Raw genomic sequence first — 19,421 nt, 5'->3', positions numbered from 1 at the left:
ACTTTTATTGTGTTTATTTGTATGTAAAACTAGCCGTGTAATGCGGATATACTGCTATAGAGGGGAATGCGCGTATCTTGATATACTGGTCTATGCGATAACATGCTTTTGTGCATCTATACAAAAACACAGCTGCCATAACTGATATGGACAGCTGTGTTTCCTCTAACACTATGAACTCCTGTCAACGTAGTAGTTTGATCAGGAGCGATTGCATGGGGATATCGCTTGGATATGGGTTACTGCTGCTTATGCTTCAAAAACTTACGGAACGTGAACACCATTTTCAGCTTCAACAGATCATTCGTCTTTTTAAAATCCATTTGCAGCAAACTGCCGATCTTGTCCATTCGGTACGTTACCGTATTGCGATGCACATATAACTGCTTGGCAGCTTCGTTGATCAGCCCATCATTTTCAACAAAAGCTTCCAGCGTAGACATCAGCACCTGATTCGGATCGCTGTCACGGATCATAAGCGGCTCCAGCACTTTGTTACAATATGTCTCCATAATATGCTCTGGCACATGCTGGAACACATAAGCAAATTCCAGCGTATGGAACTGTAGTGCCATATGCGACATCCCGAATCGGCGGGCGAGCTTGCGCGTCTCCACTGTCTCCTGATACGCTTCGCGGAAGGAATCCGGCTTGAGCTTGATATTGCTAATCCAGAAGCGTGGACTTCCGCCATCGCTTGCCAGCTCCGCCATATCCTCGAAACGATTCATCAGAAACGCAGACAATTCCTCGCCATAATCGCGTTCCGACGGGCATGTATAGATGGACAATATGCCCTCTTCCACCCGAAAATGCTGAGATGGAAACAATTGCATCAGCGGATTGTATTGCAGCTCCTGATGAATCTGAGCCAATCGTTTTTCCGATGAAAATGCCTGCGGCTCTAGTGTGGTCAGCACACATTGATACGGCCCGTTGAACAGACTAATACCAAGCTTCTCCGCACCCTGCGCCAGATCGACAATCGAAATACGGCGAGACAGATGCTCCGCCACCAACGCACGCATTTTATCCTGCAATCCCGGGTTAATATGCTCCCGATACGTGGTATCCATATGAAAAGCTAGTACTTCCGCTGCCTGCTGGAACAATTCCTCTTCCTCGCGCAGTTGAATCGCCGTATCGGTAAACACAAGCAAAAAGCCATAATGCTCATCTCGCTGCATCACTGGCACCCGATAACAGCTACCCTGATTCCATTTTACCCGGGTCAATGCCATTTTCCACGGCCAGCCTTGCAGCAATCCATCTTCCTTGCCTTCGCCGCTATTGTACAGTACATGACCACGCGAGCCAATAATCGCTACCGGGTACTTTATAATTCCTTCCAGCGCCGAGAACACATTGCTTTGCGAGTCTTTATTCAGGGCAAACTGCATCAGCTGCTTTTGCTTGTGCAGTACCGATTGCAGCAGCTTCGTACTGCGCTCATGCTCTACCTGAAACAACGCATTCATCTGATCGGAAAAGGTAAATTCAAACGGCAGCTCCAACAGTGGAAATTGCAGACGGTCTGCTTCCTCGATAATTGCCTGCGGAATCACATCCCAAAATCTCCCCAACTTCACACCCATTCCGGCACAACCGCGTTCATTTAACCGCCGCATCAGTTTGATCGCTTCCTCCTGATCATCCTTCATCAGAAAAGCGGTCGTAAACAGCATTTCTCCACTTTTGATCCAATCGGCAATATCCGGTGCATCCATCACATTTACCGACTTCATGAGCCGGGAAGTCCCCCCGGCACCCGCAACAAGACGCGCCTCCGATAACGGATATACAGCCAGCGCTTCTTTGACAGTCAATTGCATACGAGCACCCTTCCTCCCCAATTCTTTCTGTGAACAGCTTCTGTTTGTATAGAAATGACAGTACAGTATGGCATGCAGTTTCCAATCGACCACATCGCAGTGACAAGCAGTCTTTCAGCCGCAAAACTCAAATTGTTGTCATGTATTATAACACAGAATTTGTTGGAAGCACTATCTTGCAAATTGGATAAAAGTATGCCGTATATTGCTAGTTTGCACGCATTGGATTTTTATTTGCATTAGGTGATGGATGGATATTGTTTGGTCATTGTTGGCAATATAGATGAGCGTTGTTATAGCAGGTTATAGCAACCAATCAGCCTAGCAACGAAGATAGTAACAATGCTGCCGAATGCTGGACGAATGCGGGATCAGGATTCGCTTTTAGCAATACAGTCAGACCGATCATGTTTACTAGCAATATATGTGCATTGCCGGATACGTCATATGTTGGGGCATATTCGCCCTGCTCAACTGCCTGCTGCAAGCGCTGTGTAAATACATCTGCCAGCTTCATCTGATGTTCACGGGTCAAGGCTGCAAAGGTTTGATCATGTGGAGCCAGCTCCACCAGCGTATTGAGACAGTAACATCCATAGTCGGGGATACGTTGAGCGTTATCATAATCTTTATTGTCACTATGCTCTTCATTCTTACTGTAATGTTCGTTATTGTCATTATTATGTTCGCTGTAATTCTCATTCGTACTGTGAACTTTACACTGATCTTGAACTGCATTTTGGTATTTATTTTCAAGAGTCATATTCAGTACATGCTGAAATAGTTGCGTAAAGGATTGTTTTGCCGTTTTGCCAGTATGCAAAAGCTGCTGTATCTGTATTAAATGCTGTTCATTGTATCGACGCAATGCTTGTTCAAATAACGATCTTTTGTCACCGTATGCGGCGTATAGACTCGGTTTTTGCAAACCGGTGGCTGCTGTAAGATCGCTCATAGATGTCGCTTCATATCCCTGTTGCCAGAACAGCTGCATCACCTGCTCCAACACCTGTTGTTCGTCAAACTCGCGTTTTCTCGCCATAGTCTCCACCTCTTTTTGTACCGATTAGTAATTTATTTTATTCTAATCTGTTGATACGCGTGATGCAATACATCGTTGGCTGATCGGTTGTAAGTAGATTACCTATATCTGTGTTTACACCTACACCTACACCTACACCTACACCTACACCTACACCTACACCTACACCTACACCTACACAAGTATACGAATGATATCCTTCCTGTTGACATCTATTATTTGACATATTATAGTTACATTCAATTAAATACCAATCGGTACAGAAAGAAGGTTTACACGATGATTCGGCAAACAGATATACATACTCGCTCTGCTCATACTACTTACACACAGGATTCCACTACGCCTATTCAACCTACATCACCCGGTCTTCCGGCACCGCTAATGCTGTTATTTGCAGTCGCTTGTGGATTGTCTGTTGCTAATATTTATTATATTCATCCGATGCTTAATATAATTGCAGCTGATCTGCATATGGATGCCGCCTTATCCGGGTCGATGATTACAGTCACTCAGCTTTGTTATGCGCTAGGTTTGCTTTTGCTCGTGCCGCTCGGCGATATGTTACCACGACGATTACTCATAACCGGACAAATGCTGTTGTCGGTAATCTGTCTGTTGTGCACCGCTATGGCTTCAGGAACGTTGACCTTCTGGATCGGCATCGGCATGATCGGTGGGCTGGCAGTCGTTGCTCAGACCATCGTAGCCGCAGCGGCATCGTTATCCTCACCAGCGCAGCGCGGGCGTACCGTTGGTGTGGTGACAAGTGGTATTGTGATTGGCATTTTGCTAGCGCGCGTTATCGCCGGATTGTTGACCGATTGGAGTGGTTGGCGTTCGGTGTATGTATGCTCAGCGATCATGATGCTTGTTGTCGCTATCTTGATTTACTACTATTTCCCGGCAAAAGAACGATCAGCTGCTACATCGTCTGCTCAGCTGTCGTATGGCAAACTCGTGCTATCAACATTGCAGCTGTTTCGCGATCTGCCTATTTTGCGAAATCGTGCAATATTGGCTATGTTGATCTTTGCTGCGTTCAGTACGTTGTGGACAACGCTTGTTTTTCCACTTAGTGCAGCACCTTTTATATGGTCACATAGCGCAATTGGGATGCTTGATATTGCTGGATTGGCAGGGGCACTAGCGGCTTCACGCGCAGGTCGCTGGGCAGATCGTGGCTGGATGCACCGGACAAGCGGTATCGCTCTGGCGCTGCTGGTATTATCGTGGTTGTTCATGTGGCAATTGTATGATCATGTCTGGTGGCTGATTGCTGGCATCGTTATACTGGATCTGGCAGTTCAAGCGGTACATGTAACTAGCCAGAGCATGATTCTGGCTGCACGCCCTGAAGCGGGGAGTCGATTGACGGGTGGCTATATGATCTTTTATTCTATTGGCAGTGCTACGGGGTCGTTAACATCAACATGGGTGTATGCAGCGTATGGATGGAATGGAGTATGCTGGCTTGGTTTTGGTTATAGTCTGGCAGCATTACTATATTGGAGTTGGACACGGATATATAGCGGTACAGTATAGAGCAATTGAACAGAACATAATGTAACAGCAACAAGACCGCCATATCGAAGTATGACGGTCTTGTTGCTCCATTCAGATGACACGCTTCTAATGAAATAATCTAGGTCAGCATATTTATATAGTATGTCCGTCTATACGTTGCTTAGCATAATCAGATTATTCCTCTTCGGCTTCCTCGTCCGCATGGAATACACAAAGAAATGAATCTGCTGTTTCTTCATCCAGCTCTGTGCTCATCACCGAAAATCCGATATTGCGGTAAAATTCTACACCTTCCGCATCCGTTTCCGCCATCAGCAGCGCAGGCTTTTCCTTTTCTAACAGCAACAAAATAATTCCTCGTCCATAGCCCAATCCGCGTTCTTCCGGTGCAATCGCCATATGACGAATTCGCAACGCATCTGGCATCTCCTGATCATCTGCACAGCCGATAATACCAATCGCTTCGCCATCTTCGATATATTGGTACAATCGTTGCTGCGGATTGCTGCGATACTGCTCCAATACGTTATCCAGCACTTCATCATCTGGAAAAACAGCATAGGATAACAATTCACGCAGCTGTTCATCTTCCATTTCAATATTTACTAATTCAAGCACAACAGTTCCTCCCGTTTATCAGGTATACCAGACTAGTTTACTCTGTTTGTGCCACTTGTCGCAACAATGCTGGTTCCTGTTGAAGCGGTTCTTTGCTCGCAGCAAAGGTAACCCAGTTGCCCTGTAGCTCAATTTCTTTCTCATCCTTATTCTCTTCAATCGCCTGTGCAACTGCTTTGCGGGCAAGGATATTCCAATCTGCATATACTGTATCCAACACTTCCAGCAGGCGCTCCGTACTCAGATTCAGCTCAATATTACCTTCTTCCGCTGCTCCACTCTGCTGATCCAGTTGCTGTACCGACGATGTCATAGAGATAAAATGAATGCCCCCAGTACGCGTACCTTCCTGCATATTCTCCAGCGTATCTCGCAGTGCCTGCTCAGATGACAGATGCTCCAGACAGCCTGTAGCGATCATATAATCAAACTGCTGCTGTTCAATATGGTAATGTTCCACATCGTTCATAACGCCTTCGATGCGATCTGCTACCTGATATTCATCCGCATATTGCTGCAACTGCTGAATGGCATCTTCCAAAAGATCCACCCCTGTCACTTTACCACCATGTTCCAGCTTCTGAGCAACGGGTATCGCATGGCGACCAACCCCACAAGCAAGATCAAGCACATGAGGTGCGGGGGTATACTGCTGCAATCGTTCCAGCAATTCCATCACGAGCGGCGTTGGACGAGACATCCAGCTACCATCTTCAAACAGCTTATTATCTTTATAAAATTGTTGATGGTACTGGTTTTCGGATTCTCTCGCTGTATCAAATGATGCACACATCTTCTGTTCCATCCTTTCGGCAGCTACTCTGGATCATGCCACCTTGCAAATTTGTATGATATCCATTACCCAATCTGGCACACAACTACCGTTGACTTCAGAAGTAGCACTTGGCGACATCATGTTCTTCTCACTATGTGCAGCAAGTTACTTACCATTACGCAAACAAAAAACCTGTATGCAATGTTCATGCATACAGGTTCACATGTATCCGATATATAGATCCTATGTTGTGGTATCGTTTCAAGTTACCAATTGTTGAAGTTCCAGACGCGCGCGTTCATATGCGGGAAACAGTGATTCTACAATCGCTGATACACCATTCAGATCGCCGTTAAGCGCTTTGCGTTCAATTTCAGACAATAACTGAGATAGATGATTGATGCCAATACTGAGACTACCCGATTTGAGTTCATGTGCAGCTTCGGCCAATACTTGCGCATTTTGCTCTATGCATAATGTTTGCAATCGCTCCAGCTTGGCTGGTGTTTCCGTTTGGAACATCTCTACCAGTGTACGCAGTACTTCTGGGTCACCCTCGTCATTCAGCTCAATAATCTCTTGAATCACTTTCATATCCAGAACCATTTCGGTTATGCTAGTCGCTGGCAGCCATTTATGCATGATTTTGGTGAGACTTTCCAGATTAACCGGTTTGGTCAAAATATCATCCATTCCGACTTCCAGACAGCGTTGACGATCTTCTGGACTCGTATTGGCAGTCAGCGCAATAATGGGTACTGGATGACGAACGTTCATCCGTTCCAGCTCCCTGATTTTGCGTGTTGCCTGAAAACCATCCATGATCGGCATCCGGTTGTCCATTAGCACCAGTGCATACTCTTGCTGTTGAAAAATGTCCAATGCTTCCTGACCGTTCACCGCCATCTGGATATTACGCATGCCCATCTTCTTCAATTGGAGTTGAATCACCTGACTATTGATCGGATTATCTTCAACGATCAAAATATGCTGATCAGTCGCTCTGCTCTCAGATGTGGATACAGCAGTCTGTGGTGAAGCTGAAGAATACTGTTGTGCATCCTGACCAGCAATAGCATTAGCTGGTGCTGAGCTGGCAACTGCTTTTGAGCCTTTTTTCAATGGGATATCGAACCAGAAGGTCGATCCTTTTCCTGTATCGCTTTTCAAATCAATAGTCCCTTCCATCAGTTCCACCAGCGATTTGCAGATAGACAGACCAAGTCCTGTTCCTTCCACATTATGATGTTGTGGATGTTCCGCCTGTGCATAAGGCTGGAACAGATTGTTCTGCTGGTCCGGCGCAATACCGATCCCGGTATCTGAAACCTCGATGTGCAGAACTTGTAGATTTGCACGATTTTCTTTGAGTTGAATGCTGATTTCAATTTTACCGTTGCGTGTAAATTTATTGGCATTGTTGATCAGATTCAGCAGAATCTGGCGAATACGACCGCCATCTCCAATCAAATCGCTCTCCACACGGTAATCAATAAACGCCGAAATGGCATTTTCATTTTCATTCGCTTTCGGTTCAATCAGGCGAATAATATGATCCAGCAGCAAGCGCATATTGATGATGCCTTCTTGTAGCTGCATTTTGCCAGCTTCCATCTTGGATAGATCCAGCATATTGTTAATCATATTTAGCAGCAGATCAGCTGATTCCTGAATCAGCATAACCGAACGCTTCTGCTCTTCTGTGAGATCAGACGATAACAGAATCTCAGCCATCCCAATAACGCCATTCATAGGCGTGCGAATTTCGTGAGTCATAATAGCGATGAAACGAGCGCGTGCCTGATTCGCCTGCACCGCTTCTTCCGTAGCCGATTCCAATTCAGCATTACTTTTGGCAAGCAAACGCTGTAAATTAACCAGTTCATTGTTCATGGCTGAAAATTCGGACAGCGCTTGTTCTTCCTGGTGCTTACTCTGGATAATCTGGTGGGAAAGATCTTCAATTGTTTTGCGCAAAACCATGATCTCATGCTCTGCATTCATCATTGCATTCATCTTCCCTTCCCCATATTCTGCTGAACGCTGGCTATTGCTGCCGCGCAGCAGGTACCAGAGTATCAGCCAGTTGAATCGCTTGATCCGCATCCGACGCGTAACCGTCAGCTCCAACCTGTTGCCAGAGCTGATGATCTATATTAAATGGCAATCCACCGACAATAATCTTGATGCCGGCAGTATGCTCATTGCTGCGAATAGTGGCGATCAATTCCTGTACCAGATGCACATGGAATGTCATCGTTGCCGAAATAGCGATCAGATCAGCACGATAGCTTACAATGGATTGAAGCAAACTGTGATCGGGCACATTCGCACCCAGATAGTACGTATCCCAGCCTTCCATTTCAAAAAAATCGGTTAACATTCGAATTCCCATCTCATGCTGCTCGTTACCAACACAAGCAGAGACGAGTCTTCGCGTGCCGCCCTTTGGATGAGCAGCCAACCAGTACGGGTACAGTCGGGACATGATACTCTGGGTTGCAGCCGTGCAATAATGCTCCTGCGCTACATTGATTCGTCCAAGTTGCCACAGGCGTCCCACTTCATACTGCGCAGCTTGGAAAATATGCATGTACACATCCTTGATCGGTACATGTTGTTCAAGTAATGCAACGATTCCTTCATACGCCTGCTTACGGTCAGCAGCGAGCAGACATTCCAGATAGCTTGCCGCCTTGTCACCATACGGTGCCAGTTCCGATATATAAGAGATCTGGGTCTGTTCCGCAGCTACATGATCAATCCCCATATCCAAATACTGAAGCACATGCTGCTTATCGCGGTGTTCAAAATGATCATGCAGCACGCCACGAATCGCCATCAGATTAACGATCAGATCTTCCTGCGTCACCCGATACCCACTCAAAAGCAGCTTGAGCCAAGAGATATAGTGCATGAACAGCGCAGGGCTTCTCATCAGTACACTTTCCGCCAAATAACTGAGGCTGTACAAAGAATCCTGTTTCGTTCTGTCTCTACCCTTGGCTCCAAATCGTTGATACAGATCTGGCTGTTTGAGATATTGCATCATCGTTACCTGCTCAGCCAATCGATCCGCTTGTATAATTAATTGCTCGCCTGCTGTTCCTTTTTCCTGTAACGCCATCGCGGACACCTCCCGTCCTAACGGGGTCTACTCCGCACGTACCAGATAACGCTTCACAGTAGGCTTACTATCTGCTAACTCCTGGTCCGGATATTGACGTTCCAACGTATGAATGCGCTGGAAGTCAGCACTTTTCACCCAGGCAAGATAATGCTCTTTACTCTGCCAGGTTATTTGTACAATGAGTTCACCCGGTGCAATTTCACTCTGAAGAAGTTGAAAAGATACAAATCCCGGCTGCTGATCCACCAATCTGCTCCGGCCACGGTAAATCTGTACCACATCTTCCGTTTTGGTTTCCGGCACCTGAACAATGGATTGCACGATATACACGAAGTAAATTCCCTCCAATCCAACTGTTCCGTTTATCGAAAAGTAGACCTATCTCTCCAGCAACAGAGCTGCCGAAAGTATAAATATGAGTTCGATCATTGTCAACTGTATGCAGTCAACATTGGATTGTGTTAGTGAAATTTTCCCATACATTAGCCTATTAAGCAAGTTTTATACACCAAATGCTGTCGAAAAACTCAAATTGGATTGCATTTGTAATGTTCAACATATGCAACTCCCAAACGAGACAAAAAGCGCCCGAACACATAGACCAAGCTATTGTCGGGCGCTTTTTCTGTTTCCGTGTCGCACTACTATAAACCTTCTCAGTCCAATATTCAAGGTTAAATCCACAAAAACGTTTGCTCATGTTTCAATCGCAGTTCATAAACGGCGCTACCATAAGGTGTAAACGACTCGAACACCAATTCCCATTGTGAGCCGATTCGTTGCTCCAACCAGCTCTTTTGTTCCGCATTCAAGTTCAATCCGTACAGATGGTTATGTTCCCAGTGATATTGTTCCTGCTCTCGCCATCCTAGCCCGAATGCCAGCAATCGACGAACCCCGCCCACATGGATGAATGTAAACGAAAATCCGTAGCGGAGTGCGTCTTCCCACGGCTCGTTCAGTTCAAGCGCTGTATCCAGTCGCTCTTGCATATCCATCTGTGCATCAGCCACATGCGGCAATAACGCTTGCCACTCCTGTCGCTGAATGCAATCGATTAACCGCTCCGCACCCCAACCGCTGCTCAATACATTTTCTATCCATAATCCAACAGGAATAGATAATTTCACAGATGGTTGTAGCCAATGATGAAACCAATCATTCACCTGCTGCAACAGATCGACTCGGAAGGAAGGTTTGCCTGATTTTAATACCCCGTGATTGGAAGCTGCATATCGGATCATACGGACTGGCTTATTGTTGCGATGCAGGGCAGTATACATCTGCTCTCCCTGTTCTACCGGACAACGCAGATCCTGCTCACCATGTATGATCAATAGTGGTGCAGCAGCGTTATGAGCATGCGCCACTGGCGAACGATCCCATAATTTTGGCGCATGTTCCCAAGGATTTCCACCAACAATCCCTTCGGTATACGAAACTCCAATATCACTCGTTCCATAAAAGGACAACCAGTTCGAAATGCAGCGCTGACTCACTGCCGTATGGAAACGCTCATTATGCGTAATGATCCAATTGACCATCAAGCCGCCATAACTACCACCGCATACACCAAGCTTATCCTCATCTATATCATCGCGTGCTGCCAATACTTCATCGACAGCCTGCATAAGATCGTCATAATCACCACCGCCAAAATCACCACGGCACGCTTGAGCAAATGCTTGACCATATCCAAAGCTACCGCGTGGATTGACGAGAAGCAGCATATAGCCCTGTGATACAAGCGTCTGCATCTCATGACTGTACACCGGTGAATACATCGCATGCGGTCCACCATGAATTTGCAAAATCAGCGGCAATTTGCCTGTATGATGCTTGCCTTCAGGCTTCATAATCCAGCTCTGTACAGATTGTCCCTCTGGATTCGTATATCGGAATGATTGTGGAATAATGACCTTTTTGCCATTCAGCCAGCTGCTGCCATGAGTCGTTAACACCTGCTGATGTGGACGCGAACTGTCATCATGATGATTCATAAACCATTCTACCAGCTCATACGGACGTTCTGGTGTTGCTTCCAGCGTAATCCATGAGTCTCGAGATGGGTTATACACGATCTGATGAATATCCCGCTCGCCATCTGTCAGTAAAGTAATATGCCCCACTTCATCAGTCTGTATCTTATACAAACCAGCATTGCCCTCATAGGAGCCGACCACATGGATATGAGTATCATCCTTACCGTATGTCGGACCTGGACGCGCCGCACACATTTTCATATCATTTAGAATGAAATTTCCAAATTGAATATCCATATTGGGAGTTAGCTCTGTACATTGCTGGGAGATAGCATCCAGACGATATATTGTATTCTGCGTACCACTACCAAATGTACGATCATTGGCGATCAGAATCCAACCACTTTCATCGGCAAGCCAATTGATCTGACTGATGCTGTATTGATGAGTCGTATGACATTTCACCTCACCTGAGGAGCAATCTACTGTATACAGATCATTGAAAGGGGAACGGTCTTCATCTGGGTCTGTATAATGTCTATTATTAATAGAAGGAATTTTTTGACCGAGGTAGGCGACAGAGGTGCCGGACGGTGACCAGACCGGTGCAGAAGCCTCTACTGTATCTTCTGTCAAACGAATCGCCTCTGGCTCTCCAAGCTGCCATAACCACACTCTGCCGATCTGTCCATCCCACCAACCACTGCCTTCTGCTCTTGGAGTGGTACGCTTCAATACACGCCCACGAGTATCATCATGAACACCCGTCCCATTTTCAAAAGGTTCCCGGCTAATCAATACGATATGCTTGCCGGACGGTGACCAGCTAAATGTACCGATTCCCTTTTTCATAGACAGAGCAAGAGTCGCCTCCTGCGTCTTAACTGACCAGATCCACAGTTGCGGCAATCCTTCTGTACGGCGGATAAAGGCAATCTGTCTACCATCTGGTGACCAAGACGGCGCACTATCGGCAGGTCCGTCCGTCAATGGCGTATCATCCTTACTGTCTGCTGAGAGCAATCGTAGCGTACTTCTATACTGATTGCTCTCAGCATCTATCCTTTTATGCACATATACAATTTGTCCATCCGGAGCAACAGACGGATCGCTGACCCACTGGCTCTGGTATAGATCTTGCGGTTGTATCGATAATCGTGTCATGCTGTTCCTCCTTCTAGCATATGCTTCCAGTTGATTTACGCTTGATCGTTAGTAATACGCGGGTCCAGCTTATCCCGCAGCCAGTCGCCTAGGAAAATAACACCTAGTACGGTTAACGTAATCGCCAGTCCTGGGAATGTCGCGACCCACCAGCTCGTCGCAATATACTGCCGTCCATCACTCAGCATACCGCCCCATGATACATCCGGCGGCTTGATGCCAAGCCCGAGAAAGCTCAGGGAAGCTTCCATAAGAATGGTCGTCGATACATTCATACTGGATACAACAATGAGCGTTGACATTACATTGGGCAGCACATGTCGGAAAATCAACCGAAATTGCCCTGCACCGACCGACTGTGCCGCTTTGACAAAATCACGTTCTTTTAACGTCAGCACTTCACCACGGATAACGCGCGCATAAGTAACCCAGTTCGTCAACCCGATCACGATAATAAGCGTCATCAAGCCCGGCTTGGTCACCGCCAGTACAACCAATGCCAACAATACGGCTGGAATCGCTAGAAACGAATCGGCAACACGCATAATGATCGCGTTCACCCAGCTACCGTAATAACCGGACAGCAGTCCAAGCACAGCACCGATAATGCCAGAGACAAGCACCGCCCCAATACCCACAATCAACGATACGCGTGCACCGTATACGATTCGACTCCAAATATCGCGACCCAAATTGTCTGTACCCAGCCAGTATTCCGATGTGCCGCCATCCAGCCATACCGGTGGCTTTAGCCGCTTCAATGGATCAACTGCACCCGGATCATGCGTTGCTAGCCATGGAGCCAGCAGCGCACATAACGCAACTAGAATCAATACGATCAGTCCGATGATGCCTGTCTTGCTGCCACTCAGCTGACGCAACCAGTTTCGTCCGGATTGTTTCATACCTGTATCCCTTCTTTCCCTGCAAACTTGCTGTGTTTATATGCCAATGTTCCATTCATTGTATGATTGCAAATCAATCAGTTATATTTAATGCGCGGGTCCAGCAGACGATAAGCGATATCAGTCAGCAGATTGCCGATAATTACAATGACGGCAATCACGAATACCGCTGCCTGTACAATTGCCATATCATGCGTATTCACTGCGGTGACGAGCAGCTGTCCCAAACCGGGCCACGCGAACACCGTTTCTGTAATTAGCGTACCGCCGATTAGCCCAGTGAACTGCATACCTGCAATCGTCACAATCGGAATCATACCATTGCGTAGCGCATGTCGGGTAATACGGACGAATCGGTTTACCCCTTTGCTCTTGGCAGTCACCATATAATCCTGATTCAGAATCTCCAACATGCTGGAGCGCACCAGCCGAGTCATCTGTGCACCGATCCCGACACCTAGTGTAAAGGCGGGCAAAATCAGATGATCCAATCCCCCTCGTCCTGATACCGGCAGCATGCCGAGAATAACCGAAAATAGCAGAATCAACATAATACCCATCCAGAAGTTCGGCATAGCTTTACCGATAACCGATACCCCAGAGATAATCAGATCGGTAAAGGTATTACGCTTCACTGCCGACCAGATTCCAAGCGGCACAGACATCACAATCGCGAACACCATCGCTGCCGCCGCCAATTCTATACTGGCAGGCAAACGCTCCAGCACAAGCGGTAACGCCGATTGTCCGTATCGGAATGATGTACCAAAATCGCCCAGCAGCGCACTACCGAGAAACTTGATGTACTGCTGATACAGCGGTTGATCCAGCCCAAGCGCTTGTGTCAGCGCTGCCCGATCTTCCGCTGTTGCTGTTTCCGGCAGCATCAGTGCCACCGGATCACCGGTCACACGCACCAGAATGAAGACGATCAGCGATACAAGCAGCAGCACCGGTATAATCTGAAGCAACGTGCGCATAATATAAGTTTTCACATGCAATCCCTCCATGAACGGCAAAGGGCAGGGATATTCCCAGCTCATCCCTGCCCTGCTCGTTAATTATCCATTCACAGGCGTAATTTCATCCGCATAAAACATTTCATCACTGCGCGGTTCAAATTTCACACGATTGTCCGTACCGTATACACCTTCCATTTGGAACAAGTATACTGCCGGGCGATCTTCCGCCAAAATCTGTTGCACTTCCTCATATTGCTTTGCACGCGAAGCCGAATCCATATTAACAGCTGCCGCTTGCAGCAATTGTTCTACCTTCGGATTGTTATAATCCGTTTCACCTGCCGCTTCGGATTTCAGATAGCGGTTATAGTTATTCGATGCGTCGAACAGCGAGTTACCGATCCCGATCATATATGCTTCTTTGAACGATTTGGAACTGTATTTTTCGCTAAATGCACTTGGCTCTAACACATCCAGTGTTGTTTTGAAGCCGATCTGATCCAGCATCGCCGCAACGACTTCGGCATACTCTTTGTATTGCGACGAGACGCTCATCGTAATCTCTGGTCCGCCGCTGCTATAGCCAGCTTCTTGCAACAATTGTTTCGCTTTTGCTTGATCATATAGCGTTTGTTTGTACAGCGACGGGTCAGCACCAAAGTTCCCCGGTGTTACCGATGTCCGTGTGACTACACCTGCACCGCCAGCGATACTGTCCACAATACCTTGCTTGTCGATCGCCAGATCAATCGCTTCACGTACTTTGGAGTCGGCGGTTACACTGCCATCACTCATACGCAAAATGATTTGTAGTACACGTTGAATCGGTACTTTTACAATATCCTTGCCATCTTCTTGCTGAATACGCTCTACATCAGTTGCCGGAATACTAGAAGCGATATCTACACCACCTGCCAACAATTCAGATACACGAGTGGACGATTCCGGAATGGCGCGGAATACAACTTCATCCCACTTCGGCTTATCACCAAAATAATCATCATTGCGTACCAGCTCTACACGATCATCCTTGATCCATTGTTTGAATTTGTAAGGACCTGTACCGACAGGTTGTTTCAGAAACTGCTCCATGCCGTTTTCCTCAATGTATTTGGATGGCAGAATGCCAGCGCCCATTTTGGTCAAACGGTTCAACAGCAGCGGGTCTGGACCATCGGTTACGATATCGACCGTATGATCGTCCACGACTTTCACTTCTGTAATATTTTTAAAATAGGAGTTTTGCTTGAGCGAGCTGTCTTTGGCAACACGCTCAATGGTGTATTTAACATCGGCTGCTGTAAATGGATCGCCGTTGTGGAATTTCACGCCCTCACGCAGCTTGAAGCGCCACGTCGTATCGTCAGTCTGTTCCCATGATGTAGCGAGAACTGGCACTTTCTTCTGATCTTTGTCATTTTTGAGCAAATAATCATACATATTTACCAATACGGCTTCACTGGCAGTATTGTTATTGTTATGCGGGTCAAAGCTCTCAATGTCGGTCGATGTACCAATAGTCAGCACTTTGCTGTTCGTAGCGCTATCTCCCTGCGCTGCGCTGTCACTATCGCCTTTGTTGCCGCTGCAACCTGCCAGCACAATTGCAATGATCAATACTATTACGCTGCTGCCAAACCATTTGGACGTTCTCATTTCATCCACTCCTATACTTGTCTATGGGATTCATTCCAATCCATATTGCGGGTATTGCACAGATTCACGGTTCACGGTTCACGGTTCACGGTTCACGGTTCACGGTTCACGGTTCACGGTTCACGGTTCACGGTTCACGGTTCACGGTTCACGGTTCACGGTATTAATTGTCCCTAACGTTCTGCGAAACCGCTAGACCTTGTAACGCTAGAGCCGACAACATCGCTACTCCATAAGGTAATGCCTGCTCATCCAGATCAAACCGCGGATGATGCAGTGGATACGCGTATTCTGGACTGCCATTTCCCGTACCTAAGCGGAAGAAGGCACCCGGCACCTGCTGCACATAAAAAGCAAAATCTTCTCCGCCTGTCGACGGCTGCATGACTGTCCACTGCGGTCCATCCGGTAATTGTTCACATGTACGGGTCAGAAAATCCACCAATTGCGAATCATTATGTACAACCGGGTAACTCATCCGGTAATCCAGCTCAACTACCGCATCGAATGAAGATGCCACACCGTCCAGTACACGCTTCATCAGCTCCGGTATCTGCTGACGCACACTTGCTGACAATGTACGCACGGTCCCACTCATCTGCACCTGATCTGCCAGTGCCGTAGCCATCTGCCCACCTTCAATGCGACCGATACTAATCACTGCCGTATCAAGCGGATTCACCATACGACTGCATATATTTTGCAGAGCAGTGATCATCTGCGCCGCCGCTGCAATCGCATCGACTCCTTCATGCGGACGTGCTGCATGACCGGATTGCCCGTGAACGGTAATCGTGAAGAAGTCAGCTGACGCAAAAGCAGCACCTTTGCAAATAGATATTTCCCCGACAGGTAAACCCGGAAATACATGTAGACCGGTGATCCAATCCACTGCCGGATTGTCCAATACCCCGTCGCGGATCATCGCTTCCGCACCTGCCAGTCCTTCTTCCGCAGGTTGGAAAATGAATTTGATATTGCCATACTCCGGTTGACCGATGTCGGTTAGCAGCTTCGCAGCTCCCATCAGCATCGTTGTATGCGCATCGTGACCGCACAGATGAGCTTTGCCCGGAACAGTAGACGCATACTCCACCTGCTTGGCATCCTGTATTGGCAGTGCATCCATATCCGCTCGCAAGCCAATCGTTGGACCCGGCTGTTTGCCTTCTAACAGTGCTACCACACCCGTTTGTCCAATACCCGTCTGAACGTTCAAGCCGAGTTGCTGTAAATACTCTGCCACAATCGCCGATGTGCGATGTTCCTCATACCCGATCTCTGGATGACGATGCAGATCTCGTCGCCATGCACTGAGCTTAGGTTGTAACTGTCTTGCCAGCGGCATCAATTGCGGTAATGTCTGCTGCGCCGGTAAGTGTTGCAGTGCCTCTAGCAACCGCTGATTACCAGTACTGTTGATCACGATTCTGGCACCTCCTCATCTGCTGGACGTTCTTCGAATACACGCCGATGAATGGCTGATGCCGCCTGCTCAATATGACGTTTCATCAATTCGCGCGATTGTACTCCATCCCGTTCATGCAGTACCCGTAGCAATTCAAAGTGACTATCCGAGTTGCGCACGCGCACCTCATTGCTGTATGGCATCAGATCAAGCGCCGGATTGATCTTCGTCCGAATCGAACGGACGGCCTTTTCAAAATACACATTGCCTGACGCACGCGCGATCGACAGATGAAACTTCACATCCAGCGAGCGGAATAGTTCGCGCGGACAATCTGCCTCGATGCTCATATCGAGATATTGCTGCAACTGTCGTAGCTCTGCCTCGCTAATTCGCTGCGCTGCCAGACATGCCGCTTCCGGTTCAATAATGAGCCGATATTCAAATACCTTGCTCCACTGCTCCCAATCGGCAGCAATTTGATCCCGGTGACGTCGATGCGAATGAAGCGTCAGGGGCAAAATAAAAGTACCCCCGCGTGCACCAACGCGCTTCTCGATCAGCCCTTCCTCCTCTAGCCGTGCCAGCGCTTCACGTACCGCTAGCCGACTAGCATTGAACATCACAGCCAGCTCTCGCTCATTCGGCAATTGTTCCTCTGGCAGCAACTCCTTCAGAATAATCGCTTCTTCCAGCTGTTCAAAAATAAAGTCACTGACCTTCTTGGGGGAGACTTTTTCAAATTGTTGTGGAAAATACGTAGGCATGCCATCCTCCCTATATTGTAAATGGTATATGGTACGAACTTTAGACCATTTAAAATGGCGACAAAATATGACTTTTCATTACTATACCCGCTCTTTTTCAGCAGGTCAATGATTATTCATACAAAATTGATAGGAATTATCTATACAACAAAATCACAACAAAATCACATAAAAAAAGTCCAACCGATAAATGCTATCGGTCAGACTGTTTTGTCCGCAGCTGCAAAGCCCAATTGCTTGAGCAGCGGGATGACAACCAGCTTCTCTTCCTGCGACAAGCCTGCCATCGCTTCCACGATTGCCTGCTTATGCTGATCAAAGATGCCTTCAAAAAATGAATTCCCCTGTTCCGTCAATTCGGCAAAAATAACACGACGGTCATTGTCGCACGAACGGCGAGCAAGCAGATTCTTCTTCTCCAGCTTGTCCACCACATACGTGATGTTCCCACTGGAAATGAGTACCTTTTGTCCGATCTTTTGCAGGGGTTGCGGTTCTTCGCTGTGATACAGGAAGTCGAGCACGCCGAGTTCAGTCGGATTCAGACCATAGCTCTGTATATCGGCATTAATCAGTGATACCACTGACTGATAGGCACGCGATAAAACAGTCCACAGATGCAGCGATTCCTTCTCCACATCGTTAGCAGGAGCGGTTGTACGGTTTGCCTGTTTCATAATTAGGTCCCTCCCTCATGATGTTTAACGCCTGACGCACTGCCATTTTCGCAGCACACCAGGCGCCATTGTAATCGATGAATCTGATACTGAATACATCAGAAAATCAAGAATACCTTACATGTCTTACTTCGACATATATATGTTCCATTCCTGCCGGTTTCTCTGTCTGACTGATCGTATTCAAGTGAGAAGCAAAGATCATATGCAAGCATGGGAACCACAGGATAACAAGCTCAAGCAGCGAACAATCTTAGAATTGTGTTGCTGTTTGTTTTGCTTTTTCCAGACCTTCAGCAACGATTTGAGCTGCACGATCAGGGAATGCGTTGTGACCTTCGATCAGGAACTTCTCAACATCAGTGATGCCCCAGAATCCGAGCATGGAACGTACATAACGAACAGCCAGCTCAACGTCTGCGCCAGGACCTTCGGAGTATACGCCACCACTTGCGTGCAGCAGCATTACTTTTTTACCGCCAGCCAGACCTACAGGACCTTCTGGAGTATATTTGAATGTTTTGCCCGCTTGGGACAGGTAGTCAAAGTAAGTGTGCAGGACAGCAGGAACGGTAAAGTTCCACAGCGGGAATGCGATTACTACTTTTTCAGCTTCCAGGAATTGAGTCAGGTAGCGGTTGATCAGATCAACAGCAGCTTGCTCTTCAGCAGATACTTCGATGCCTTGGGATGCTTTGAAGTTCGCACCGATTACGAATGCATCATAGTAAGCTGGTTTTTCTTCAAACAGATCCAAGACTTGTACTTCATCTTCTGGATGGGAAGCTTTGTAGCTTTCCAGGAAGGCATCATACAGTTGCACAGTGATCGCTTGATCAGCAGGACGGTTATTAGCTTTGACGAATAAAACTTTGGACATGGTATTCTCTCCTTTTAACCTGTACGGAAATTATGAATTAGTAAATCTTGATTTAAAGATAGTATAACAAAGCATATTTGTCAACTGCGAAATTGT

General features: G+C 47.1%; 16 protein-coding genes. 1 reads left to right on the top strand and 15 read right to left on the bottom strand.

The window, feature by feature from the left end:
• Positions 1-239: 239 nt before the first annotated feature.
• Positions 240-1,832 carry a PucR family transcriptional regulator gene (locus tag ACDE64_RS08430; protein ID WP_411346031.1) on the bottom strand — a complete coding sequence of 531 codons (1,593 nt, stop codon included), beginning with the start codon at positions 1,830-1,832 and terminating at the stop codon, positions 240-242.
• A 316-nt stretch (positions 1,833-2,148) separates the two neighbouring features.
• Positions 2,149-2,874 (bottom strand): TetR/AcrR family transcriptional regulator, encoded by a 726-nt coding sequence (locus tag ACDE64_RS08425; protein ID WP_411349676.1) that lies wholly within the window; start codon positions 2,872-2,874, stop codon positions 2,149-2,151.
• 279 nt (positions 2,875-3,153) lie between these two features.
• Here ACDE64_RS08425 and ACDE64_RS08420 point away from each other — a divergent pair, with 279 nt between their 5' ends.
• Positions 3,154-4,419, top strand: coding sequence for an MFS transporter (locus tag ACDE64_RS08420; protein ID WP_411349675.1), 1,266 nt, complete (start codon positions 3,154-3,156; stop codon positions 4,417-4,419).
• 156 nt (positions 4,420-4,575) lie between these two features.
• Here ACDE64_RS08420 and ACDE64_RS08415 read toward each other — a convergent pair whose 3' ends face one another.
• The 13 genes from ACDE64_RS08415 to ACDE64_RS08355 all read right to left on the bottom strand — a co-directional run bounded on the left by ACDE64_RS08415 (position 4,576) and on the right by ACDE64_RS08355 (position 19,325).
• Complete coding sequence (locus tag ACDE64_RS08415; protein ID WP_411349674.1) at positions 4,576-5,019, bottom strand: GNAT family N-acetyltransferase; 444 nt, start codon at positions 5,017-5,019, stop codon at positions 4,576-4,578.
• Positions 5,020-5,056: 37 nt separating this feature from the next.
• Complete coding sequence (locus ACDE64_RS08410) at positions 5,057-5,812, bottom strand: class I SAM-dependent methyltransferase (protein WP_411349673.1); 756 nt, start codon at positions 5,810-5,812, stop codon at positions 5,057-5,059.
• Between the two features lie 243 nt (positions 5,813-6,055).
• On the bottom strand, positions 6,056-7,810 hold the full coding sequence (locus ACDE64_RS08405; RefSeq protein ID WP_411349672.1) for an ATP-binding protein: 1,755 nt from the start codon (positions 7,808-7,810) through the stop codon (positions 6,056-6,058).
• Positions 7,811-7,841: 31 nt separating this feature from the next.
• Entirely contained in the window at positions 7,842-8,921 is a 1,080-nt protein-coding gene (locus tag ACDE64_RS08400) for a B12-binding domain-containing protein (RefSeq protein WP_411349671.1), read from the bottom strand.
• A gap of 27 nt (positions 8,922-8,948) precedes the next feature.
• On the bottom strand, positions 8,949-9,254 hold the full coding sequence (locus tag ACDE64_RS08395; protein ID WP_411346024.1) for an antibiotic biosynthesis monooxygenase family protein: 306 nt from the start codon (positions 9,252-9,254) through the stop codon (positions 8,949-8,951).
• A gap of 344 nt (positions 9,255-9,598) precedes the next feature.
• Positions 9,599-12,070, bottom strand: coding sequence for a S9 family peptidase (locus ACDE64_RS08390; protein WP_411349670.1), 2,472 nt, complete (start codon positions 12,068-12,070; stop codon positions 9,599-9,601).
• A gap of 35 nt (positions 12,071-12,105) precedes the next feature.
• Positions 12,106-12,975 (bottom strand): ABC transporter permease, encoded by an 870-nt coding sequence (locus tag ACDE64_RS08385; RefSeq protein ID WP_411349669.1) that lies wholly within the window; start codon positions 12,973-12,975, stop codon positions 12,106-12,108.
• 77 nt (positions 12,976-13,052) lie between these two features.
• Positions 13,053-13,985, bottom strand: a complete 933-nt coding sequence (locus ACDE64_RS08380; protein ID WP_411346737.1) for an ABC transporter permease — start codon at positions 13,983-13,985, stop codon at positions 13,053-13,055.
• Between the two features lie 51 nt (positions 13,986-14,036).
• Positions 14,037-15,593: an ABC transporter substrate-binding protein gene (locus ACDE64_RS08375; protein ID WP_411349668.1), complete on the bottom strand. Its 1,557-nt coding sequence runs from the start codon at positions 15,591-15,593 to the stop codon at positions 14,037-14,039.
• Between the two features lie 163 nt (positions 15,594-15,756).
• Positions 15,757-16,941 carry a M20 metallopeptidase family protein gene (locus tag ACDE64_RS08370; RefSeq protein WP_411350254.1) on the bottom strand — a complete coding sequence of 395 codons (1,185 nt, stop codon included), beginning with the start codon at positions 16,939-16,941 and terminating at the stop codon, positions 15,757-15,759.
• A gap of 74 nt (positions 16,942-17,015) precedes the next feature.
• The gene (locus tag ACDE64_RS08365) at positions 17,016-17,768 is read right to left on the bottom strand and encodes a FadR/GntR family transcriptional regulator (protein ID WP_411349667.1); all 753 of its coding nucleotides are present in this window, start codon (positions 17,766-17,768) and stop codon (positions 17,016-17,018) included.
• A gap of 200 nt (positions 17,769-17,968) precedes the next feature.
• Positions 17,969-18,445 carry a MarR family winged helix-turn-helix transcriptional regulator gene (locus ACDE64_RS08360; RefSeq protein ID WP_411346019.1) on the bottom strand — a complete coding sequence of 159 codons (477 nt, stop codon included), beginning with the start codon at positions 18,443-18,445 and terminating at the stop codon, positions 17,969-17,971.
• A 253-nt stretch (positions 18,446-18,698) separates the two neighbouring features.
• Positions 18,699-19,325, bottom strand: coding sequence for an FMN-dependent NADH-azoreductase (locus ACDE64_RS08355; protein ID WP_411346018.1), 627 nt, complete (start codon positions 19,323-19,325; stop codon positions 18,699-18,701).
• Positions 19,326-19,421: the final 96 nt, after the last annotated feature.

The sequence above is a fragment of the Paenibacillus sp. WLX2291 genome (genome assembly GCF_046603665.1).
Classification (GTDB): Bacteria; Bacillota; Bacilli; order Paenibacillales; family Paenibacillaceae; genus Saccharibacillus.
Note: the sequence above shows the minus strand (reverse complement) of the source record. Positions and strands in the feature narration are given on the sequence as shown.